This window comes from Citrobacter amalonaticus, assembly GCF_037053465.1.
GTDB lineage: Bacteria > Pseudomonadota > Gammaproteobacteria > Enterobacterales > Enterobacteriaceae > Citrobacter_A > Citrobacter_A amalonaticus_H.
In genome coordinates, this window is record NZ_JBALIF010000007.1 from 124,701 (window position 1) to 147,801 (window position 23,101).

21 protein-coding genes and 3 tRNA genes are annotated in these 23,101 nt (G+C 53.8%); 4 read left to right on the forward strand and 20 right to left on the reverse strand.

What is annotated here, in order from left to right; all coding sequences use genetic code 11:
* Positions 1 to 8 precede the first annotated feature (8 nt).
* Positions 9 to 764: an HTH-type transcriptional regulator UlaR gene (ulaR, locus tag WB371_RS13675; RefSeq protein WP_336220607.1), complete on the forward strand. Its 756-nt coding sequence runs from the start codon at positions 9 to 11 to the stop codon at positions 762 to 764.
* Here the strand turns inward: ulaR and yjfP are convergent.
* Positions 761 to 1,510 (reverse strand): esterase, encoded by a 750-nt coding sequence (gene yjfP / locus WB371_RS13680; RefSeq protein WP_336220608.1) that lies wholly within the window; start codon positions 1,508 to 1,510, stop codon positions 761 to 763. The genes ulaR and yjfP overlap by 4 nt on opposite strands.
* Before the next feature lie 182 nt (positions 1,511 to 1,692).
* Between yjfP and bsmA the strand changes: the two genes are divergently transcribed.
* A complete protein-coding gene (gene bsmA / locus WB371_RS13685) occupies positions 1,693 to 2,022 on the forward strand; it encodes a biofilm peroxide resistance protein BsmA (protein ID WP_336220609.1) in 330 nt (109 codons plus the stop codon).
* Between the two features lie 147 nt (positions 2,023 to 2,169).
* Positions 2,170 to 2,445: a DUF1471 family protease activator YjfN gene (yjfN, locus tag WB371_RS13690; RefSeq protein ID WP_336220610.1), complete on the forward strand. Its 276-nt coding sequence runs from the start codon at positions 2,170 to 2,172 to the stop codon at positions 2,443 to 2,445.
* A 39-nt stretch (positions 2,446 to 2,484) separates the two neighbouring features.
* On the opposite strand, the gene WB371_RS13695 is transcribed toward yjfN, so the two are convergent.
* The 15 genes from WB371_RS13695 to nnr all read right to left on the reverse strand — a co-directional run bounded on the left by WB371_RS13695 (position 2,485) and on the right by nnr (position 20,321).
* Positions 2,485 to 4,107, reverse strand: a complete 1,623-nt coding sequence (locus WB371_RS13695; RefSeq protein ID WP_336220611.1) for an isovaleryl-CoA dehydrogenase — start codon at positions 4,105 to 4,107, stop codon at positions 2,485 to 2,487.
* Between the two features lie 119 nt (positions 4,108 to 4,226).
* A complete protein-coding gene (rlmB, locus tag WB371_RS13700; RefSeq protein WP_336220612.1) occupies positions 4,227 to 4,958 on the reverse strand; it encodes a 23S rRNA (guanosine(2251)-2'-O)-methyltransferase RlmB in 732 nt (243 codons plus the stop codon).
* A gap of 66 nt (positions 4,959 to 5,024) precedes the next feature.
* Complete coding sequence (rnr, locus tag WB371_RS13705) at positions 5,025 to 7,478, reverse strand: ribonuclease R (protein WP_336220613.1); 2,454 nt, start codon at positions 7,476 to 7,478, stop codon at positions 5,025 to 5,027.
* 227 nt (positions 7,479 to 7,705) lie between these two features.
* Entirely contained in the window at positions 7,706 to 8,131 is a 426-nt protein-coding gene (gene nsrR / locus WB371_RS13710; protein WP_336220614.1) for a nitric oxide-sensing transcriptional repressor NsrR, read from the reverse strand.
* 220 nt (positions 8,132 to 8,351) lie between these two features.
* Entirely contained in the window at positions 8,352 to 9,650 is a 1,299-nt protein-coding gene (gene purA, locus WB371_RS13715; RefSeq protein WP_336220615.1) for an adenylosuccinate synthase, read from the reverse strand.
* Positions 9,651 to 9,753: 103 nt separating this feature from the next.
* Complete coding sequence (locus tag WB371_RS13720; protein WP_336220616.1) at positions 9,754 to 9,951, reverse strand: DUF2065 domain-containing protein; 198 nt, start codon at positions 9,949 to 9,951, stop codon at positions 9,754 to 9,756.
* An 85-nt stretch (positions 9,952 to 10,036) separates the two neighbouring features.
* Complete coding sequence (gene hflC / locus WB371_RS13725) at positions 10,037 to 11,041, reverse strand: protease modulator HflC (RefSeq protein ID WP_042321433.1); 1,005 nt, start codon at positions 11,039 to 11,041, stop codon at positions 10,037 to 10,039.
* Positions 11,042 to 11,043: 2 nt separating this feature from the next.
* The gene (gene hflK / locus WB371_RS13730; RefSeq protein WP_336220617.1) at positions 11,044 to 12,300 is read right to left on the reverse strand and encodes an FtsH protease activity modulator HflK; all 1,257 of its coding nucleotides are present in this window, start codon (positions 12,298 to 12,300) and stop codon (positions 11,044 to 11,046) included.
* A 130-nt stretch (positions 12,301 to 12,430) separates the two neighbouring features.
* Positions 12,431 to 13,711, reverse strand: a complete 1,281-nt coding sequence (hflX, locus tag WB371_RS13735) for a ribosome rescue GTPase HflX (protein WP_336220618.1) — start codon at positions 13,709 to 13,711, stop codon at positions 12,431 to 12,433.
* 74 nt (positions 13,712 to 13,785) lie between these two features.
* Positions 13,786 to 14,094, reverse strand: coding sequence for an RNA chaperone Hfq (gene hfq, locus WB371_RS13740; RefSeq protein WP_336220619.1), 309 nt, complete (start codon positions 14,092 to 14,094; stop codon positions 13,786 to 13,788).
* Positions 14,095 to 14,177: 83 nt separating this feature from the next.
* Complete coding sequence (gene miaA / locus WB371_RS13745; RefSeq protein WP_336220620.1) at positions 14,178 to 15,128, reverse strand: tRNA (adenosine(37)-N6)-dimethylallyltransferase MiaA; 951 nt, start codon at positions 15,126 to 15,128, stop codon at positions 14,178 to 14,180.
* Positions 15,121 to 16,983, reverse strand: a complete 1,863-nt coding sequence (mutL, locus tag WB371_RS13750; RefSeq protein ID WP_336220621.1) for a DNA mismatch repair endonuclease MutL — start codon at positions 16,981 to 16,983, stop codon at positions 15,121 to 15,123. Before mutL ends, miaA begins: the two co-directional genes overlap by 8 nt.
* 9 nt (positions 16,984 to 16,992) lie before the next feature.
* A complete protein-coding gene (amiB, locus tag WB371_RS13755) occupies positions 16,993 to 18,324 on the reverse strand; it encodes an N-acetylmuramoyl-L-alanine amidase AmiB (protein ID WP_336220622.1) in 1,332 nt (443 codons plus the stop codon).
* 16 nt (positions 18,325 to 18,340) lie between these two features.
* On the reverse strand, positions 18,341 to 18,802 hold the full coding sequence (tsaE, locus tag WB371_RS13760; protein ID WP_336220623.1) for a tRNA (adenosine(37)-N6)-threonylcarbamoyltransferase complex ATPase subunit type 1 TsaE: 462 nt from the start codon (positions 18,800 to 18,802) through the stop codon (positions 18,341 to 18,343).
* Positions 18,774 to 20,321, reverse strand: a complete 1,548-nt coding sequence (nnr, locus tag WB371_RS13765; protein WP_336220624.1) for a bifunctional ADP-dependent NAD(P)H-hydrate dehydratase/NAD(P)H-hydrate epimerase — start codon at positions 20,319 to 20,321, stop codon at positions 18,774 to 18,776. Before nnr ends, tsaE begins: the two co-directional genes overlap by 29 nt.
* Between nnr and queG the strand changes: the two genes are divergently transcribed.
* Positions 20,320 to 21,459: a tRNA epoxyqueuosine(34) reductase QueG gene (queG, locus tag WB371_RS13770; RefSeq protein WP_336220625.1), complete on the forward strand. Its 1,140-nt coding sequence runs from the start codon at positions 20,320 to 20,322 to the stop codon at positions 21,457 to 21,459. The genes nnr and queG overlap by 2 nt on opposite strands.
* Positions 21,460 to 21,728: 269 nt before the next feature.
* Here queG and WB371_RS13775 read toward each other — a convergent pair.
* The 4 genes from WB371_RS13775 to orn form a co-directional block, all read right to left on the reverse strand.
* Positions 21,729 to 21,804: transfer RNA gene (locus tag WB371_RS13775), tRNA-Gly, on the reverse strand.
* Positions 21,805 to 21,960: 156 nt separating this feature from the next.
* A tRNA-Gly gene (locus tag WB371_RS13780) sits at positions 21,961 to 22,036 on the reverse strand.
* A 156-nt stretch (positions 22,037 to 22,192) separates the two neighbouring features.
* Positions 22,193 to 22,268: transfer RNA gene (locus tag WB371_RS13785), tRNA-Gly, on the reverse strand.
* Positions 22,269 to 22,498: 230 nt separating this feature from the next.
* Positions 22,499 to 23,044, reverse strand: coding sequence for an oligoribonuclease (gene orn, locus WB371_RS13790; protein ID WP_336220626.1), 546 nt, complete (start codon positions 23,042 to 23,044; stop codon positions 22,499 to 22,501).
* Between the last annotated feature and the right edge of the window lie 57 nt (positions 23,045 to 23,101).

Genomic DNA, 23,101 nt, shown 5'->3' on the forward strand with positions numbered 1-23,101 from the left:
AATAGCTCATGACTGAAGCACAAAGACATCAAATTTTACTGGATATGCTGGTACAGCTGGGCTTTGTCACCGTCGAGAATGTCGTTGACCGTCTGGGGATCTCTCCTGCCACCGCCCGGCGGGATATTAATAAACTCTATGAGAGCGGCAAACTGAAGAAAGTCCGCAACGGAGCGGAAGCTATAAGCCAACAGCGTCCGCGCTGGACACCAATGAATCTGCACCAGGCGCAAAACCACGGTGAAAAGGTACGCATCGCTAAAGCCGCGTCACAACTGGTCAGTCCAGGGGAAAGCGTGGTGATTAACTGTGGCTCCACGGCGTTCCTGCTGGGACGTGAAATGTGTGGTAAACCCGTTCAGATCATTACCAATTATCTTCCACTCGCTAATTTTCTGATCGATCAGGAGCATGAGAGCGTGATCATCATGGGAGGTCAGTACAACAAAAGCCAGTCGATCACGCTAAGCCCACAAGACAGTGAAAATAGCCTCTATGCAGGACACTGGATGTTCACCAGCGGCAAAGGATTAACGGCTGACGGCCTGTATAAAACCGATATGCTGACCGCGATGGCTGAGCAAAAAATGCTGAGCGTGGTGGGTAAGCTGGTGGTGCTGGTCGACAGCAGTAAAGTTGGCGAACGTGCGGGTATGCTGTTCAGCCGTGCGAATCAAATAGACATGCTCATCACAGGGAAAAATGCTAACCCTGACATTCTGAAACAGCTTGAAGCCCAGGGCGTCAGCATTTTGCGCGTCTAAAGATGCTGCTTAAAAAACGACACCGTGGCGGCCAGGGCTTCTGGCGTAATGCGATGGCGCACGCCCGCTTGCCACTGGCAGGTCAGATTCTGGTCCAGACCAGCCTGAATCAGTGCCTGCTGCAAGCGAAAACTTTCCGCCGCCGGGACCACATCATCATCCTGACCATGCCATAACAAAAGCGGTCTGTCGGCCAGCCGCTCAAGCTGCTGCGACACCTCCCATGTTGCCAGTGGCGCGATGATATGACTGAATGCCTCCTCCTGTTCCGGCGTTTCCAGAGGCAAAGGGGGAAATAAGGTACGCGCCAGACGGGTGAAATATCCCGACCCCATCAGGCTGGCAACACATTTCACCTCCCGATGGCGAGTCATGATCCCAAGCGCGGTCATCCCTCCCATTGAGGCCCCCGCAACCGCAAGTCGCTCATCCAACAGCCAGTTTTCAGCGTTGAGGGCCGCACGCAACGCAGCAAATTCCTGCATGTTTTGCTGCAAAATCTGCCAAAAACGACATAATCTCGTTTGCGCATCGCCGTTGAAACGCGCGCCGTGCTCAGCGGCGTCTGGCATAATGACCCGAAAGCCGGCCTGTGCCAGTGCAACAGCAAAATAGCTGTAAACCAGACCTGAAGACGTAAATCCGTGGTAGAAAATAATTGTCGGCAATGGCGTAGTATGCTGACCTGAGGGAAAGGCGTGCAGCACATGATGTTCGGCGAGTTGCTTTGTTTCAATTTCAATCATTGGTGGCCCCTTTTTATTCTGGTATGCCACGGGGTAACTCATTAAGCAAGGTTAAGTGTTCAGCAACGATTCATAATGTTGAGAACTGGATTACGCTTTCGCGACATTTTCATTCGAAAATCGCGCGGAAGATAACATTTCGGGAACATTCCCCCAAAGGGAAATTAATAAGGCACTACACTATGACTATCAGTAAACGAGATAGAGTTATGCGTCGGTTTGCCGCTTTGATGTTGGTAATGCTGTTAAGTGGATGTAGCGTGCTTCAGGGAACGCCGCAACCCGCACCGCCCGTCGCCGATCATCCACAGGAAATTCGTCGCGACCAGACACAAGGGTTGCAGCGAATGGGAACGGTAACCTCTCTGGTCCGGGGTTCACCGGATGATGCAGTAGATGAAGTCAAAGCGAAAGCTGCTGCCGCGAAAGCCGATTATTACGTTATTGTCATGGTGGATGAAACCATTGTGACAGGTCAGTGGTACTCGCAGGCTATCTTATACCGTAAGTAATCATTGATGGAATTTAAGTCAATTTCACGTTGCTTTACACCTCTATACGTTTACTTGTGCACAATAAACCAACAGCAGGAGGCTGGACGTTTATTTCGGCGATGGAATGCCCTGCTCAATGCGGGGAAACGTAAAATGGAGCTGACGATGAAACAATCTCTTGCCTTATCCTCACTGCTGCTTACTGCCGGACTGGTGAGTACGACGGCACAATCTGCCGAATTCGCCAGTGCGGATTGCGTGACGGGCCTTAATGAAATTGGCCTGATCTCTGTCAGTAATATTTGCGGAAATCAACAGGATGTAGAACGTATCGTGGCGTTAAAAGCGGATGAACAAGGGGCGTCATGGTATCGCATTGTTCAGATGTACGAAGAACAGCAGCCCGATAACTGGCGCGTCCAGGCCATACTCTACGCCTGACAGATTGCCGGATGATTTGAGCGCATCCGGCAATTGTTATTAGCGTAATCCTCCCGTCGCCCGTAGCAACACCTCATCCTGTACCCGCTCCGCTAAGCGCAGTCCTCCCCGCGTATCCAGCATCATCTGACACCAGGCTTGTGCGACAGGCGGCGAGGCATGGCGCAGCATTTCCCTGGCGCAACCCAACAAGAAAATCTGCTGGGTGATCTCGCGCCCCAACTCTTCAGAAGGCTTACGAAGTCGCTGCATAAGCTGGCGAACCGCGCGATCAAAATGTCTGTCCTGCCCCCGAACGTCAGAGAAAGCATCACTCAGCATCTCCTCAACACCGGCATGTTTAGTGATAACCCGTAAAACGTCCAGGCACATAACGTTGCCAGAGCCTTCCCAGATACTGTTGACCGGCATTTCACGGTACAGTCGCGGCAGTTCGCTCTCTTCGCAATACCCCACTCCGCCGAGCACTTCCATCGCCTCCGCCACAAAGGGGATACCGCTTTTACAGACGGCGAATTTCGCCGCGGGTGTAAACAGTCGCGCCCAGAGTGTCTCTTTTACATCGTGATGACGATCCCAGGCGCGCGCCAGACGAAACAGCAGTGCGGTCTGACCTTCCAGTTGCAGCGCCATACGGCTCAGTACCTGGCGCATCATCGGTTGCTCGATGAGCGGCTTACCAAAAACCTGGCGCTGATGTGCATGGTAAATCGCGACCGAAAAGGCGCGACGCATCAGTCCATGACTCCCCAACGCGCAGTCAAAACGCGTCATGCCCCCCATTTTCAGGATATGCCGAATCCCTTCCCCTTCTTCGCCTATCAACCAGCCTAACGCATCCTGGAGTTCCACTTCACAACTGGCGTTCGAGCGATTTCCCAACTTATCTTTCAGCCGTTCGAGACGAACCGCATTACGCTGACCGCCAGGCAAAAAGCGCGGCACGAAAAAGCAAGAGAGTCCACCTTTCGCCTGGGCCAGAATCAGATGCGCATCGCTTTGTGGAACGGAGAAAAACCACTTATGCCCAACCAGCCGGTACGAGCCGTCTGATAACCGTTCAGCCCGGGTGGTGTTGCTCAGGACATCGGATCCGCCCTGTTTTTCCGTCATACCCATGCCAATCAGCAAGCCGCGTTTTTGCTCACCCGCCAAGAGATGGGAGTCATAGCGATCGCTGAGCAAGGGAGCAAGCCAGTCAGAAAAAGAAGCGGGCAACATCTGCTGTAACAGCGGTGTGGCGGCAAACGTCATGGTGATGGGGCATAACGTACCCGCTTCCACCTGCGCATGTAAGATAAAGCGCGCGGCACGAGCAACAAACGATCCGGCACGTGCGTCTTCCGTCCAGGGCAGATTGTGCACGCGATTGGCGCACAGCCCCTGCATCAGCAGATGCCACGCGGGATGGAACCGAACATCATCAAGATGTCGCCCCTGCGGATCATAACGCAGTAATTCCGGCGGCCAGGTATTCGCCAGTCGCCCCAGCTCAAGGGATTCCGCAGTGCCAAGCTGTTGCCCGATACTGGCAAGCAGTTCACTGTCCCATCCCGCGCCCTCGCGCGCCACGGCTTCGCATAGCGCGCCATCAGACAGGAACAGGTTACTGTTATTCAAAGGTGCAGGCTGGTTAAAAACGGTGTGGGTTTGCCAGTGCATTGTGTCTCCCTCCTTCAATGGCATTACCCATAAGTATGGTCAGACTGTGCTCAGAATGCCTGGAAAGGCGGTCACAAAAAAGCCATCCGGTTGGATGGCTTTGGGAAGAGGCGAAATAATTAGCTACGCTGGCGAACCGCTTCAAACAGGCAAATGCCTGTCGCCACAGAAACATTGAGTGAGGAAACGCTACCGGCCATTGGAATACTGATCAGTTCATCGCAATGCTCACGCGTCAGGCGGCGCATACCTTCACCTTCTGCGCCCATCACCAGCGCCATACGCCCGGTCATTTTGCTTTGATAGAGCGTATGGTCCGCTTCACCTGCCGTTCCCACAATCCAGATGTTCTCTTCCTGCAGCATACGCATGGTACGCGCCAGATTAGTCACACGGATCAACGGAACGCTTTCCGCCGCGCCACAGGCGACTTTCTTCGCCGTGGCATTCAGTTGTGCGGAGCGATCTTTCGGCACGATGACCGCATTCACCCCTGCGGCATCGGCGCTACGCAGACAGGCGCCGAGGTTGTGCGGATCGGTGACGCCATCAAGGATCAGCAGGAAAGGTTGCTCAAGCGAGGCAATAAGGTCCGGCAGGTCATTTTCCTGATACTGACGACCCGGCTTCACACGGGCGATGATGCCCTGATGCACGGCACCCTCGCTTTTCTCATCCAGAAACTGACGGTTCGCCAACTGGATGACCACACCCTGAGCTTCGAGAGCATGGATCAGCGGCAGCAGGCGTTTATCTTCACGGCCTTTGAGAATAAAGACATCCTGAAAACGTTCAGGAGCACGCTCCAGCAAGGCCTGCACCGCATGGATGCCGTAAATCATTTCACTCATGAAATTACTCGTTAAAAGTTAATCATGCCGGATAACGCCACGCGTTCCCGGCTTACATTGTCTGACTTACTGCGCGTCTTTCTTTTTCGCTGCACGTTTTGCTTTCGTGGCGGCGGCGATTTTAAGCGTTTTCGCCGACGGCTTTTTCGCTTTTTTATCACCTTTTTTCGCAGCCGCAGGTTTCGCCCCGCCCTTGCCTTTCTTCTCGCCGCGGAATGCGCTGTCAGGCTCGAAATTCACTTTTTTGCCGACCTGACGACGACGCCCGGTTTTTTTGCCTGCATCGCCTTTCTTCGCTCTTTCGCGCGCCGTTTTACCTTCGTTACGCGGCGCACGCTCACTGGAGATCAGGCTAAAGTCGATTTTACGCTCATCCATGTTCACGGCTTCGACCTTCACTTCCACGCGATCGCCCAGACGATAAGTCTGACCGCTCGATTCACCGGTCAGGCGTTGCCCCACCTGGTCAAAACGGTAGTAGTCGTTATCCAGCGAGGAGACATGCACCAGGCCATCGATGAACAGTTCGTCCAGACGCACAAAGAAGCCAAAGCCGGTGACGCTGGCAATCACGCCTTTAAAGACGTTGCCGACCTGATCCAGCATGAAGTCGCACTTCAGCCAGTCAGCCACATCGCGGGTTGCTTCATCCGCACGGCGTTCAGTCATCGAACAGTGCTGGCCGAGTTGCAGCATCTCTTCCATGGAATAGTGATAACCGCCCGTCTCGGTGGTGTTGCCTTTATGGCCCTGCTCTTTCGCCAGCAGATACTTAATGGCGCGGTGCAGGGAGAGATCCGGGTAACGACGAATTGGCGAGGTAAAGTGCGCATACGATTGTAACGCCAGGCCAAAGTGGCCCCGGTTTTCCGGATCGTAAATTGCCTGTTTCATCGACCGCAGCAGCATGGTTTGTAGCATTTCAGCATCGGGACGATCGGCGACCGATTCCAGCAGTTCCGCATAGTCACGCGGTTCCGGCTTGTTGCCGCCCGGCAGTTCCAGCCCCAGCTCCGCCAGAACAGAACGGAAAGAGGTGATTGCCTCGGTGGTCGGTTTGTCATGAATACGGAACAGCGCGGGTTCCTGCGCTTTCTCAACAAAACGGGCCGCCGAGATGTTCGCCAGGATCATGCACTCTTCAATCAGCTTGTGCGCATCGTTACGCTGAGTCTGCTCAATACGTTCAATACGGCGCTCAGCATTGAAAATGAACTTCGCTTCTTCACTTTCAAAGGAGATACCGCCGCGCTCTTCACGGGCTTTATCCAGCACTTTGTAGAGGTTATGTAGCTCTTCAATATGCTTAACCAGCGGCGCGTACTGCTCGCGCAGATCCTGATCGCCCTGCAGCATGTGCCAGACTTTGGTATAGGTCAGGCGAGCATGGGAGCTCATCACCGCTTCATAGAATTTATACCCTGTCAGACGCCCCTTGTTGGACACCGTCATTTCGCAGACCATGCACAGGCGGTCAACCTGTGGGTTCAGTGAGCATAAACCGTTGGAGAGCACTTCCGGCAGCATTGGCACGACCTGTGACGGGAAGTACACCGAAGTCCCGCGATTACGCGCCTCCTGATCCAGCGGTGTCGGTGGACGGACGTAGTAACTCACATCGGCAATCGCCACCCACAGACGCCAGCCGCCGCCGCGTTTTTTCTCGCAATAGACCGCATCGTCAAAGTCACGGGCATCTTCGCCATCGATAGTGACCAACGGTAAATCGCGTAAATCAACACGACCGACTTTGGCGTCTTCCGGCACTTCTTCTTTCAATCCGGCGACCTGTTTTTCAACGGCTGCTGGCCAGATATAGGGAATTTCATGGGTCCGCAGCGCCATGTCGACGGCCATCCCGGTGCCCATGTTATCGCCCAGTACTTCTACGATTTTACCCACGGCTTTCGTGCGACGCGTCGGGCGCTGGGTGAGTTCAACCACCACCACGAAGCCCATGCGCGCGCCCATGACGTCCTCAGGCGGGATCAAAATATCAAAGCTCAGGCGGCTGTCATCAGGAACCACAAATCCGACGCCCGCATCGGTAAAGTAACGCCCCACAATCTGGCTGGTTTTGGGGACCAGAATACGCACGATACGCGCTTCACGGCGGCCTTTACGATCCGCGCCCAGCGGTTGCGCCAGAACCTGATCGCCATGGATACAGGTTTTCATCTGCTCACTGGAGAGATACAAATCGTCTTTTCGTCCTTCGACGCGCAGAAAGCCGTAGCCATCACGGTGACCAATAACGGTACCTTTCAGCAGGTCGAGGCGTTCCGGCAGCGCATAGCATTGACGGCGAGTGAAGACCAGTTGACCATCACGCTCCATTGCGCGCAGACGGCGACGCAGCGCTTCCTGCTGCTCTTCGCCTTCAATGTTCAGTTCGGCGGCCAGCTCATCGCGGTTGGCCGGTTTTTCACGCTTTGTTAAATGTTCGAGAATAAATTCCCGGCTCGGGATTGGGTTTGCGTACTTTTCAGCTTCGCGTTCCTGGAAAGGATCTTGTGACATTGAGGTTCCTCCATTGTCAGCTCCGGTGGAATTCCGTCGTCTTTCACGTCGTCTCTTTGTTGGCAGCCTTTGCTCTCCCCAGTCACTTACTTTTGTAAGCTCCCGGGGATTTATGAGAGACATCCCTGTCTCTCACCGAAGGCCAGCCTGCGGCTGTTCAAATTCGTTCCTGACGAATTTGTCACTCAGTTGCCGCCACGATACGAGGCGAAATACTTTGGACTTCATTATTCCACCAGCAATAATTTATAAAGCGGTTGATTCTCTTCAACCAAATCGGCAAGTGTGTAGTTATCCAGTTCCGTGAGAAAACGTTGCACAGCCGTTGAAAGTGCCTGTTTGAGTCGACAGGCAGGGGTGATGTGGCAAAATTCGCTGCTACAGTTCACCAGCGACAGTGGTTCAAGTTCACGCACGACATCGCCGATGCGAATGGTATTTGCAGCTTTGCCTAAGCGAATCCCGCCATTTTTTCCCCGGATAGCAGTGACAAAACCAGCCCGGCTAAGCTGATTGATTATTTTGACCATATGATTACGGGACACGCCGTAGACTTCCGTCACCTCAGAAATACTGGTCATGCGGCCATCCGGTAGCGACGCCATATAGATCAGCGCGCGTAGTCCGTAATCGGTGAAACTCGTTAACTGCACATCAACCTCAAGGAATAGGGGAAAACGGGATACATCTTATTTGTATTGATGATAAACCAGCCACCAGCCAGGCCGCTAATTTATTTCACTTGAGAAGGAAAAAAGCGAGGATATAACGCGATAGTATGCCGGATGGCGACGTCTTACGTCTTATCCGGCCTGGTACACTCTGTAGGCCTGATAAGCGCAGCGCCATCAGGCACTGCGCCACGAACCCAAATTATGCGTCGAACGGATCGCGCAGAATCATGGTTTCAGTACGATCCGGGCCTGTGGAGATAATATCAATCGGCACACCGGTCAATTCTTCAATACGCTTGATGTAGTTCAGCGCAGCCTGTGGCAAACCACTGCGTTCTTTCACCCCGAAGGTGGACTCAGACCAGCCAGGCATCGTTTCGTAGATCGGCTCGATACCTTTCCAGTCGTCTGCTGCCAGCGGTGTTGTGGTCACTTCGCGGCCATCCGGCATACGATAAGCCACACAGATTTTCACCTCTTTCAAACCGTCCAGTACGTCCAGTTTGGTCAGGCAAAAGCCAGACAGGGAGTTGATCTGCACGGCACGGCGCACAGCGACAGAGTCCAGCCAGCCAGTACGACGACGACGACCGGTCGTTGCACCGTATTCATTACCCTGCTTGCACAGGAACTCACCGGTGTCATCAAAGAGCTCAGTCGGGAACGGACCCGCACCTACGCGCGTGGAGTAAGCTTTGATGATACCCAGAACGTAATCCACATAACGCGGCCCCAGGCCAGAGCCGGTCGCCACGCCACCTGCGGTGGTGTTAGAAGACGTTACGTACGGATAGGTGCCGTGATCGATATCCAGCAGCGTACCCTGCGCGCCTTCGAACATGACGAAATCGCCACGCTTGCGCGCCTGGTCCAGCAGATCGGACACATCAACAACCATAGAGGTCAGGATGTCGGCAATCGCCATTACATCATCCAGCACTTTCTGGTAGTCAACCGCTTCCACTTTATAGAAATTAACCAGCTGGAAGTTGTGATATTCCATCACTTCTTTCAGTTTTTCAGCGAAGGTAGCTTTGTCGAACAGATCGCCAACGCGCAGACCACGACGCGCCACTTTGTCTTCATATGCCGGACCGATACCACGACCTGTCGTGCCAATCGCTTTTTCGCCACGCGCTTTCTCACGCGCGTTATCCAGCGCAACGTGGTAATCCAGAATCAGCGGACATGCTTCAGACAGCAGCAGACGCTCACGAACAGGGACGCCACGATCTTCCAGCCCTTTCATCTCTTTCATCAGGGCAGACGGAGACAGTACAACACCGTTACCGATGATGCTGATGACGTTCTCGCGAAGAATACCGGATGGAATAAGATGGAGGACGGTTTTTTCACCGTTGATTACGAGAGTATGGCCTGCGTTGTGACCGCCCTGATAGCGTACAACATATTTAGCCCGTTCAGTCAGAAGATCGACGATCTTTCCTTTACCTTCGTCACCCCATTGGGTGCCCAGTACGACGACGTTGTTACCCATTTTTCAAAATCACCGTTTGCTTAAAAATGGATTCTACCATCGCTTTTTCAGATATACAGCACTTTTTGCATGCAAAAAACAGCTAATTTCGCACGTTTTTTGATCAGCCAATCGTTTTCCTCAACATGTAGTAGACCACAATGCCCGCAACCACAAGTCCGCCGCCAAAACGACGCAATGTATTTTCGGGCAACTGTATCATCGCCGAAATCATTTTTTTCCATGCACGCGGATAGAGCATTGGGCCTAAACCTTCAAGCACCAACACCAGGGCAAGCGCCAGCCAGATTGTTGAGTTCATCGAACGTCCTTATAAAAAGAAAACCACCGCATCCCTGAAGATGCTGGTGGTTTTATACGTCTTACCTAAAACCGTTGGCGCGATATTATCGCGTTGCGGTGTTCGGTGTCTTCATGTAGCGGAAGAAATCGCTGTCCGGGCTCATGACCATCACGTCCTGATTCCCCTCGAAGCTCTTCTCGTAAGCACGCAGGCTACGGATAAAGGCGTAGAAATCAGGATCCTGGCTGAACGCATCGGCAAACAGTTTTGCCGCTTCGGCGTCACCTTCACCGCGCATGATGCGACCCTGACGCTCAGCTTCCGCCAGCGTTTTCGTCACTTCATAGTCGGCTGTTGCGCGCAGTTTTTCTGCTTCTTCCTGACCTTGCGAACGGTGACGACGCGCGACCGCTTCACGCTCGGCGCGCATACGGTTGTAGATCGCTTCAGACACTTCGGTCGGCAGGTTGATCTGCTTGATCCGCACATCCACCACTTCGATCCCCAACGCCGCCATACTGTTCGGGTTGATCACCGGAACGTTGCCATTGGTTTCAGCCTGAACGCGCTCAGCCGCTTCGGCAATCGCGTTATCCGCAGCCGGTGTCGCCACTTCATCTTCTGTACCCGCCGAACCGGAGTTCAGTGCATCACGAACTTCCAGCGTCAGACGACCACGGGAGTCGGTCACGATGTCTTTCACGTCCAGACGACCAATTTCAGAACGCAGGCGGTCAGAGAACTTACGTTTCAACAGCACTTCTGCCTGCGAAATATCGCCACCGCCCGTTGCCAGGAAGTAACGGCTGAAGTCGCTGATACGCCATTTGATGTAAGAGTCGACAATCAGGTCTTTCTTCTCTTTGGTGACAAAGCGATCCGCCTGGTTATCCATCGTCTGGATACGCGCATCAAGCATTTTCACCGACTGAATAAACGGCACCTTGAAGTGCAGACCCGGCTCATAGATCAACGGCTTTTTGTCAGCATCACGCACGACGCTGCTGAACTGGAACTTAATTCCGCGCTCACCTTCTTTCACCACGAAGATTGAGGTGTACAGCACTACCAGCACGATGATGATAATCGCAATAACTGACTTACGCATCGTTATTCCCCCTGACGCTGGTAGTCATTACGCTGCGCGTTAGCGCGGCGTTGGTCCATAATATCGCCCTGACTGGTGGACGAGGTGGTGCTTGCTCCGCTGCTGCTGGAAGAAGACGTGGATGGCAGACGCAGCAGGCTGGAACCGCTATCGCTCTTTGCCGCTGGCGCAGCCGCGCCTTTCAGCATCTGATCCAATGGCAGCACCATCAGATTGCCGCCCTTATCGTTCACCAGAACTTTGCGGGTATGACTCAACACTTTTTCCATCGTCTCGATATACAGACGCTCACGGGTAATCTCCGGTGCGGCTTTATATTCCGGCAGAATTTTCGCGAAGCGCGCCACTTCACCCTGGGCTTCCAGGATGGTTTGCGTTTTGTAAGCACGCGCCTCTTCGAGGATACGCTGTGCCTGACCGTTCGCACGCGGCTGTACTTCGTTGGTGTACGCTTCTGCTTCACGGATGTACTGCTGCTCGTTCTCACGCGCGGCAATCGCATCGTCAAACGCCGCCTTCACCTCTTCCGGCGGACGCGCAGCCTGGAAGTTGACGTCCAGCAGGGTGATCCCCATGTTGTAAGGACGAATGGTTTCTTCCAGTTCACGTTGGGTATCGCTACGAATAACCGTACGTCCTTCGGTCAGGATACGGTCCATCGTGTATTTGCCGATAACACCACGCAGGGCGCTGTCGGTCGCCTGACGCAGACTGTCATCCGCGCTGGTCACGCTAAACAGGTATTTCTGCGGATCGGTGATGCGGTACTGCACGTTCATCTCAACGCGCACCACGTTCTCATCCGAGGTCAGCATGACACCAGAAGCCGCCAGTTCCCGAACAGCTTCCACATTCACCGGTGTTACTTCGTCGATAAACGTCGGTTTCCAGTTCAGACCCGGCTCAACCAAATGGCTGAATTTACCGAAGCGTGTCACCACGCCACGTTCCGCTTCTTTGATGGTGTAGAAACCACTTGCTGCCCAAATAATGACGATCGCTGCCGCCGCGATGGTGACGACACGTCCACCCAGATGCGGGCGTGGGCCTTGCGATGAGCTTCCGCCGCCAGAGCCAGTACCTTTACCGCCCCCCAGGCCACCGAGCTTTTTGCTCAGTTTGCGGAAGATATCATCCAGATCAGGTGGCCCCTGCTCGCGACCACCTTTGTTTCCATTTCCCTCAGAGTTGCCGCCTGGTTTGCTGCTTCCCCACGGGTCGCGGTCTTGTCCGTTATTTCCGGGCTGATTCCACGCCATGTTTGTGCTCCATATTTGTTATGCGATGCTATACCTGTCTCTTTTGCACTACAGATGCGTTGGCTATTTCCTGCCGCGCAAAATCCACAAGGTACAGAGGCGAAAAAATCTTCAGGCCATCTCCGTCAGCTCAGACAACATAGTCTTCCAGTGCCGGTTCTTGTTTACAGAGGCGACGCCAGTCAACGATCGGCAGGCGAACTTGCAGACTTACGCTACCGTCATCCTCCATCCACTCTTTTTCTATTGCCTGAAGCTGATAAAAACGGCTTCTCAGACGCCCTTCCTGCGGCGGCAAACGCAACGTGTGCTGCGCAACCTCACCGGAAAGCCGCTCCGTCAAAGCCTGAAAAAGCTGTGGTATCCCTATCCCTGTCTGTGCCGAAAGCCAGACACGGATCGGTTTGTTCTCGTCATCCCTGTCGATACGCGGCTCAAAATCATCCAGCATATCGATCTTGTTCATCACCATCAGGGAAGGGATCTCGTGAGCATCAATCTCTTCGAGAACCGTATCCACTGCGTCGATGTTTTCCTGCACACGCATATCCGCTGCGTCAACAACATGCAGTAACAGCGTGGCCTGACGTGTTTCCTGGAGGGTCGCTTTAAACGCCGCTACCAGATCGTGCGGAAGATGACGAATAAAGCCAACGGTATCCGCCAGCACGGTTTCACCGACATCCGCCACGTCAATACGGCGCAGCGTCGGATCCAGGGTCGCAAACAGTTGGTCTGCCGCATAAACCCGGGCTTCGGTTATCTGGTTGAAAAGGGTGGATTTTCCGGCGTTGGTATATCCTACCAGCGAGACAGTTGGGACATCCGCTTTGATGCGCGACTGCCGCCCCTGCTCACGTTGCTTTTCAACTTTTTCCAGGCGCGACTGGATTTGCACTATACGGTTACGCAATAAACGACGGTCGGTTTCGAGCTGGGTTTCACCCGGACCGCGCAAACCAATCCCGCCTTTCTGTCTTTCAAGGTGGGTCCAGCCACGGACAAGGCGCGTAGCCAGATGGCGCAACTGCGCCAGCTCAACCTGCAATTTACCCTCATGGGTACGCGCACGTTGCGCAAAAATGTCTAAGATAAGACCGGTGCGATCGATGACACGACACTCGCACAACCGCTCCAGGTTACGTTCCTGGGCAGGACTCAATGCATGATCAAATAGCACGACGGCGGCGCCTGTCGCTTTTACGGCTTCCGCAATTTCAACGGCTTTACCTTCACCAACAAAATACTTCGGGTGCGGTGCTTTACGGCTACCGGTAATCACCTGCATTGCTTCGACACCGGCGGAAGAGACCAGAGATTCAAACTCCTGGAGGTCCTCCATATCTTTGTCTTGCGAAAAATAGATGTGTACCAGTACCGCCTGCTCACCGGCGTCATAACGGTCAAACAAGCGTCAACCCCTCGATATAAATCAGCGGGGAACGCAGAATATCTGGCTCCCCGTGTGTAAAACAGCCAAAAACCTTATTCGGTTTCTTCGCTGTCCTGTTGCGCAGCAGAACCCTGCGCATTGCTACCGTGATGGTAGTTACTGCTGGTACCGCCGCCGGCATTGTTACTGTGATGAGAAACCGGGCGAGACGGGACAACAGTAGAAATCGCGTGCTTATAAACCATCTGGCTAACCGTGTTTTTCAACAGGATCACAAACTGATCAAAAGACTCGATTTGACCTTGCAGCTTAATACCATTCACCAAATAAATAGAAACTGGAACACGTTCCCGACGCAGTGCGTTCAGGAACGGATCTTGTAAAGATTGCCCCTTAGCCATTCTCTCTTTTCCTTATATGCTTATTTGTACTTTGAACCTTTAGGTTCTGAAAATTGCGCACGATACGCCTTAATTGTACACATTCAGTTCGCGATAGCACCAACAACCTGTAATACTTCGTTAAGCGCGTGTTCTGGTTTTTCACTGTCAAGCCAGTGTACGCCTTCCCAACCACGCAGCCAGGTTACCTGCCGCTTTGCCAACTGTCTCGTGGCGCAAACACCTCTATAAACCATTTCATCGTATGATATTTCACCTTCAAGATATGACCACATCTGGCGATATCCCACACAACGAATGGAAGGCAAGTCCGTATGCAAATCTCCACGGGCAAATAGCGCCCGAACTTCTGCTTCAAATCCTGAAGCCAACATCTGATGAAAACGCTGCTCAATGCGTTGATGCAACACTTCACGGCTCGCCGGGGCGATAGCGAACTGATGCACCCGATACGGTAAAGCATCACCTGACGTTTGCGTCAGTTCCGTTAAAGTTTTACCCGAAATGAAAAAAACTTCCAGTGCCCGGGAAAGTCTTTGCGGATCATTTGGATGAATACGCGCAGCCGCAACCGGATCGATTGTCTGAAGCTGTTGGTGCAACGCATCCCACCCAAGCTCAGCCGCCTGTTGCTCAATTCTGGCCCTGACGTCCGGGTCTGCCGATGGTAACGGCGAGAGCCCCTCCAACAACGCCTTGAAATACAACATCGTACCACCCACTAACAGCGGAATACGCCCTGCTGCCGTGATGTCGCGCATTTCCGCTAACGCATCCCGACGAAAATCCGCGGCTGAATAAGCCTGCGACGGATCGCGGATATCCAGCAATCGGTGCGGGGCGGCCTTTAACTCTTCAGCGTCAGGCTTTGCCGTACCGATATCCATCCCTTTGTAAATAAGGGCGGAATCCACGCTTATCAACTCTACTGGCAAAACTTTACGTAGCTCAATCGCTAACGCCGTTTTGCCCGAGGCCGTTGGCCCCATCAAAAAAATTGCCTTCGGCAGGCTCGCCTTACTGATATCACTCATGTTTCAGGGCATTCATCGCCGTTTGTAAATCAACAGGTTGTAACAGACCACCCGGCGGCACCTTCACGAGCTGCGGACAAAGCCGCTCCACATCAGCCAGCAGGGTAATGGCCTGAGCCATTGTCCACCGGGAATGTTCACTCATCAAATTACGCGCAATCCACTGCGCCATATCACCAGTATCCAGTGCTGACTGTTGCGTCAGGTAGCCTATCAGTTCAGGAATCAAGATTTGTAAATTTTGTTGGCGTAAGGGTAAAGGCACTGCCCGAATGGTCACATGCTGGACATCTGACTGAAATTCAATGCCCAGTTCGGCCAGAGCACGCTGTGCTTTTTCCAGCGCGCCTCGTTCCTGTGCCGATATTTTTAAGCGCAGCGGGATCAGCAACGGCTGAGCACAAACCTGCCCTTGCCCCGGAGTGAGCTGCGCCTGACGCAGCCAACGTTCGGCGACCGGAAGCGCCAGCAGGTGGATCTGTCCATCGCGTTCCAGCAATGCACAATCATTGCCCACAATAGTCAGTACGCGCCCAAAGCTGTGGCTGTGCCCCGCCAGTGCCGATGTTGCGGGTTCCGGAGAGGACGATTTTGCCGCCGGAACGGGCGTTTGCAGGAGCTGGCGATACACTTCGCCTTGTTGTTTCTGATATCCCGGCTGCGCATGCGGCCAGGAGGCAGATGTCGGACGCGACGCACTGTTGCCCGTCGACGGCGATGAGGTGTAGCGCGGTGTTGTAGGTTCACGAACCTCTGCTGGCTCGGCAAAATGGTTTCGCCCGGCTGCCACGCGGTTTTCCGGAACCTGGCGTGGCGCGGGTTCACCGTCGGCCTCCAGCGGCAACGGCGATTCAAGCTGCTGTTGCAGCACGCTCAGCACGCCCTGATAGATAAAGTCGTGCACCAGCCGCGACTGATGAAAACGCACTTCGTGCTTGGCCGGATGCACGTTGACATCCACCTGATGCGGGTCAATTTCAAGATAGAGCACAAACGCAGGTTGCTGATCGGCGCCCAGCTTATCTTCACAGGCCTGGCGAATCGCGTGATTAATCAGCCGGTCACGCATCATCCGTCCATTCACGTAGCAGTACTGAATTTCCGCCAGCGCGGTCGTGGTGTGGTTAGGATCGGCCACCCAACCTCGCAGCGTCAGATCGCCATGCTGCCACTCAATTGCCAGCGCGTGTTCGAGAAACGGTGTACCGCAAATCGCGCCCAGACGACGCTCTTTCTGACCGTCTTTTGCCACTGCGCGATACTGACGCACCAGCTTTCCGTTATGCGACAAATTGATCGTCACATCAAAACGGGCCAGCGCAATGCGGCGAATGATCTCATCTATATGGTTGAATTCGGTTTTCTCGGTGCGCATAAACTTGCGCCGCGCAGGAGTGTTGTAAAACAGATCGAGAACTTCAAGCGTAGTGCCGACCGGATGCGCGGCGGGCTTCACCGTGACATCCATATCACGGCCTTCGGCATAAGCCTGCCAGGCTTCCTGCTGATCTTGCGTACGCGACGTCAGGGTCAGGCGCGATACTGAACTGATGCTTGCCAGCGCTTCACCGCGAAAGCCGAGGCTGATAATCGCCTCCAGATCGTCAAGGGAGGCAATTTTACTGGTGGCGTGGCGCGCCAGTGCCAGCGCCAGCTCTTCCTTCCTGATACCACAGCCATTGTCGCGGATACGAATCAACTTCGCGCCACCGCGTTCAATATCAATATCGATACGCGTGGCTCCGGCATCAAGGCTGTTCTCTACCAGTTCCTTGACCACCGATGCAGGCCGCTCCACCACTTCACCTGCAGCAATCTGATTCGCCAGTTGTGGCGGTAACACCTGAATCGGCATGTAAATTCCTTAATTAATCAACGACTCACCAGGCCTTGCTGCACTCGCGGTTTGCGCCGCATTTCCCTGCGGCGCCGACTGCATCGGATGGGCCTGGAAGTAGTTACGCAGTCCTTTGTAAATCGCGTCAGCCAGTTGCTGTTGATACGCCTCACTTGCCAGAAGCTGTTCTTCGCTGCGATTGCTGATAAATCCTGTTTCAACCAGCACTGAAGGGATATCCGGCGAACGCAGAACGCCCAGGCTGGCATGCTCAGGACGTCGTTTATGTAACGAACCGATCCGTTCAAGCTGGCCTAACATGTTGGTGGCCACATCATACCCCACCCGTTGGGAATGGCCGAACTGCAAGTCCAGCACAGCCTGGCTCAGGTAAGGATCAGACTGACTGTTAGCCAGCACATCCCCCGCGCCGCCCAACAACTCCGACTGTTTTTCATGCTCTTCCAGCCAGTTAGCCATTTCACTGTTGGCGCGTCGGTTTGACAACACCCACACGGACGCGCCCGTCGCGCTGCGATTCGGCGCAGCATCAGCGTGAATCGACACCAGGAAGTTGGCATTTTGCTTACGCGCCACGTCTGAACGCCCCATCACGGAGATAAAGTAATCACCGTCGCGGGTTAGCACACCTTTAAACATCGGATCGTCATTGAGCAACGTACGCAATTTACGGGCGACCGCCATGGTGACATTTTTCTCTCGCGTACCGCCGGGCCCAATCGCTCCAGGATCTTGTCCACCGTGACCGGCATCAATGGCGATCACCACTTTATCGCCATTGCTGGACACCGCTCTGGCGGCCGGACGCGTGGTCGTATTGCTGCTCGTGACCGCAGTGGTGCGATCGTTAGCGGATTTAAAGGGATTTCGCGCCGGTTCGCCCGGAGACGGCGTCACGACAGGCGTTTCAACGCGTTTCGCCACGACAGGTGCAGGTGGTGGCGGCGGCGGTGTATCGGCATTAATGGTAAAGACCACCGTATAATTGCCGCCGTTCTGCCGTTTTACCGCTTCGGTTTTTCCGTTTTCGGTTAAGTCCACCACCAGTCGTAACGACTGCGGGTCTTTCGCCGTACCTGAGCGAATCGCTCTCACCAGATTGTTACCGCTAAATTGCAGCGGCAGACCCTGGATCACGCCCGTTTGTTTGATATCCAGCGCAACAGTACGCTTACTTTCATGTGAAAAAGCATATTCCGGATCGCCAATAAAACTAAGCGTAATACGCGCCTGCTGGTTACCGTTGGAAACCTGAATATCGGAGAGGCTGGCGGCTCCGGCCTGCGCGCACAGCAGGACCAGCGCGGTCACCAACCAATTTCTGATGCGATAAATCATCCCGCCACCTTTAAGGTTAACCGGCTAAACGCGCCAGCAACAAATCACCTGACGAGGAGACAGCACTGATGCGCGCCTCTCGACCTTGCGCCTGATAATCTATGTGTATTTCGACATCCGGGTCCGGGAGTACACCTTTCCCCTGTTGTGGCCATTCCACCAGGCAAATGGCATCATTGGCAAAATAATCGCGGATCCCCATAAATTCCAGCTCCTCGGGATCAGCAAGACGATACAAGTCAAAGTGATAGACCATCAGGTTCTCGAGCGAATAGGGTTCGACCAGCGTATAGGTTGGGCTTTTTACATTACCGCAATGGCCTAAGGCCTGAAGAAATCCCCGGCTAAAGGTGGTTTTGCCCGCGCCCAAATCACCGTACAGATAGATAACGGTCGCGCCATCGCAGGCATTGGCTACCCGTTGTCCCAGGTCTAAGGTTGCCTGTTCGTCAGGTAGCGGAATTACTCGATTCATCATGATAAACGTCAATCACATCAGGGTTAACAATACGCTGTAGCGTGGAAAAAAGATCGGTTGCCAGCATGCCGCGCATACCTGTATGCGCCGCCAGTGCATCTGCCGCCGCACCGTGAGCCACACAGCCAGCACAGGCTGCATCATACGGGGTAAGCTTCTGCCCAAGCAATGCGCCAATAATACCGGAAAGCACGTCGCCCATGCCGCCGCTGGCCATACCGGCGTTTCCGACATCAACGATGCCCAACGCATCCGGTTCTGCTGCAACCACCGTTCCCGCCCCTTTCAACACCGCAACGCCTCCGTAACGTTTTACCAGACGCTGTGCAGAATGTAAGCGATCGTTTTCAATTTCTGCGACAGAACAACCCAGTAACCGTGCGGCTTCTCCCGGATGCGGTGTGATGACGCGATTGTGACGTTTATCGGGATTGATTGCCAGCAGGTTCAACGCATCCGCGTCCCAGAGCATCGGTTTACGAAAATTCTCGACTTTTAGCAGAGCCTTTTTGCCCCACTCCGTTTGACCAAGACCAGGGCCAATAATAACGACATCCGCCCACGCAAGGCTTTCCTCAAGGGACTGAGGTGTCAGTTCATGCACCATCAGTTCAGGACGGGCGGTTAGTAATGGGGCGATATTCTCACTGCGGGTCAACACGCGCACCAGACCGGCGCCAGCACGTAGCGCCGCTTCACCGCTCAGCCGAATGGCTCCCGCCGTACCGCAATCGCCGCCAATAACGACCAGTCGTCCGTGATCGCCTTTATGTGACGTCGGGCGACGCGGTGCGAGCCACCCCGCAAGCTGCGCGTTGTCGAAACACTGGACGGGTGCCTCTTGTGTTGCCAGCCAGTCCTCAAGACCCAGCGCATTGAAATGAATACGCCCCGTGACATCCCGGGCTTTCCCCGTCAGCAAACCGGGTTTGAGCGCAACAAACGTGACGGTACGATCGGCATCAATGACCGCGCCAGGCGTTGCGCCCGTTTGTGCCAGCAAACCAGACGGGATATCCAGCGCCAGAACGGGGGCGAGATGCGCATTGGCATGTGCGATTAATTCTGCAAGAGGTTCGCGAGGGGCCTGCGTTAATCCAGTCCCCGGCAGCGCATCGATAATCAGATCCACGTTTTCCGGCCAGACAATCGCCGGAGAATGAATAACCCCTCCGGCATTAAGCCAGGCGTCACGTGCGTGTTCAGCTTCCTCCGGAAGGGGTTTATCACTTTCCAGCGCCAGCAACGTGACATGAATACCCGCGGCCTTCGCCAGCCTCGCGACAACATAACCATCACCGCCGTTATTGCCGTGACCACAGAGCACCAGCCAGTGACGGGCAAAAGGCCAGCTCTCACGCGCAACGTCAAATGCGGCTTCGCCCGCGCGTAGCATGAGTTCAAACAGCGTTAACCCTAAGGCGTCTGCGGCCTCACGTTCCAGCCGTCTGATGTCGTCGGCGGGCCAGATGGAGTGTGGTATACTTGTGAGGTTTTTCTTCATTGTATGGTCCGTCATGTCAGAGCCCCTCGATCTCAATCAGTTAGCGCAAAAAATCAAGCAGTGGGGACTGGAACTGGGCTTTCAGCAAGTGGGCATTACCGATACCGACCTGAGCGAGTCCGAACCCAAACTGCAGGCATGGCTGGACAAACAGTACCACGGCGAAATGGACTGGATGGCGCGCCACGGGATGATGCGTGCGCGCCCCCACGAGCTGTTGCCCGGCACGCTCCGCGTGATCAGCGTGCGGATGAATTATCTTCCCGCCAATGCCGCATTTGCCCGTACGCTGAATAATCCCACACAAGGTTACGTCAGCCGTTATGCGCTTGGCCGCGACTATCATAAGCTTTTACGTAACCGCCTCAAAAAGCTGGGCGAGATGATCCAGCAACACTGCGTCTCGCTGAATTTTAGACCTTTTGTCGACTCCGCGCCCCTTCTTGAACGTCCTCTTGCCGAAAAAGCCGGTCTGGGGTGGACGGGTAAGCACTCACTTATCCTTAATCGCGAAGCGGGATCATTTTTCTTTCTCGGCGAGTTACTGATTGATCTCCCACTGCCGGTTGATTCTCCTGTGGAAGAAAGCTGTGGCAAATGCGTCGCCTGCATGACCACCTGTCCAACAGGCGCAATCGTCGAACCTTACACAGTGGACGCACGTCGCTGCATCTCCTACCTCACCATCGAACTGGAAGGCGCAATCCCTGAAGCGTTACGGCCATTGATGGGTAACCGTATTTACGGCTGTGACGACTGCCAGTTGATTTGTCCCTGGAACCGCTACTCGCAATTGGCTGACGAAGACGATTTCAGCCCACGCAAACAGCTTCATGCGCCGGAGTTGATTGAGCTGTTCGCCTGGAGCGAAGCCTGGTTTTTAAAAGTCACGGAAGGATCGGCTATTCGCCGTATCGGTCATCTGCGCTGGCTGCGTAACATCGCGGTTGCTCTCGGCAATGCGCCCTGGAGCGAAGCCGCCCTGACCGCACTGCAAAGTCGCAGAGGTGAGCACCCACTTCTTGATGAACACATCGAATGGGCGATTGCGCAGCAACTTGCGCGCCGGAATGCGGGTGTTGTTGAGGTGCAGTCCCCCAGGCAAAGGCGTCTGGTCAACGCAATCGAAAAGGGCCTGCCTCGGGATGCCTGATTCGTCCACAGCCTGTGCATAAAAATAAAAACACATTGCTATTCAAGAAGGAAAAAATCGTCAAGTGATCGAAGTAACAATTTGCAATCTTATTTAGGACTTAATTATCAAATAGTTAAGAAGAAATAATTCACATATCGAATTATTAAAATAATCCAAAGAAATATCTTAAACTGTGGATAACTCTGTTCACAAGAATGTTTCAGAAACGAAACAAAATGGCCCCAATGTAAAACGACATTGTGGATAATTTTCTGGAGATAAGAATCTGGAGCGGGAAACGAGACTCGAACTCGCGACCCCGACCTTGGCAAGGTCGTGCTCTACCAACTGAGCTATTCCCGCTTAATCTTCGTCTTTCGAACCATTACTGCGCTGGCTGCTTTCACTCACCTTCGTCACTTACTGTGGTAAGTCTCAAAGGATTTGTTCCTTTGCCGCCTTGTCGCAATTCGAAATCCTGCGATGGGTGGTCTGTGCCTGAGAAGCACTTTCAAATTTTGGAGCGGGAAACGAGACTCGAACTCGCGACCCCGACCTTGGCAAGGTCGTGCTCTACCAACTGAGCTATTCCCGCTTAATCTTCGTCTTCCGAACCGCTACTACGCTGGCTGCTTTCACTCACCTTCGTCACTTACTGTGGTAAGTCTCAAAGGATTCGTTTCTTTGCCGCCTTGTCGCAATTCGAAATCCTGCGATGGGTGGTCTGTGCCTGAAAAGCACTTTCAAATTTTGGAGCGGGAAACGAGACTCGAACTCGCGACCCCGACCTTGGCAAGGTCGTGCTCTACCAACTGAGCTATTCCCGCAAATTTGTTGCTGTTGTAACGCGTAATTCTCTGTCGTTACGGGAGGCGCATTATACGAGAAATCCTTTCCCCTGCAACCCCTTCAAACGCAATTTTTTATGAATTTCGTTTGAATGCTGATTTTATCAGCAAGGCTGAGTAATTTAGCGACAATCCGCCACATACGCAAGCGTCATGGGTGTAATCTGTTGGCCGGGCAAGGCAAAGCCGTCACCCGGCAGAAAGACGACTCAAAGTTTAATAAAGTTCTCACGGTAGTAAGCCAGTTCCGCCACGGATTCGCGGATATCGTCCATCGCCTGATGCGTCCCCTGCTTGGTAAAACCGTCCAGAATTTCAGGTTTCCAACGACGCGCCAGTTCTTTTAGCGTACTGACATCCAGATAACGGTAGTGAAAATACGCTTCAAGTTCTGGCATGTACTTAAACAAAAAGCGGCGATCCTGCCCAATGCTGTTGCCACAGATCGGTGATTTCCCTGCCGGTACCCACTCTTTCAGAAATTCAATGGTCGCCAGTTCCGCTTCGCGATCGCCAAGAGTGCCCGCTTTCACGCGCTCCACCAGTCCGCTCCCTGTATGGGTACGTACGTTCCAGTCATCCATCAACGCCAGTTGTTCATCAGACTGATGGACGGCGATAGTCGGGCCTTCTGCCAGAATATTCAGATTGGCGTCGGTGACCAGCGTGGCGATCTCAATAATGCGATCGCGCTCGGGATCCAGACCAGTCATCTCAAGATCAATCCAAATCAGGTTGTTTTCATTGGCACTCATGCTATTTTCCACCCTTCAGAGGTCACATTCGCTGTGACTATATTCATCTAAAATTGC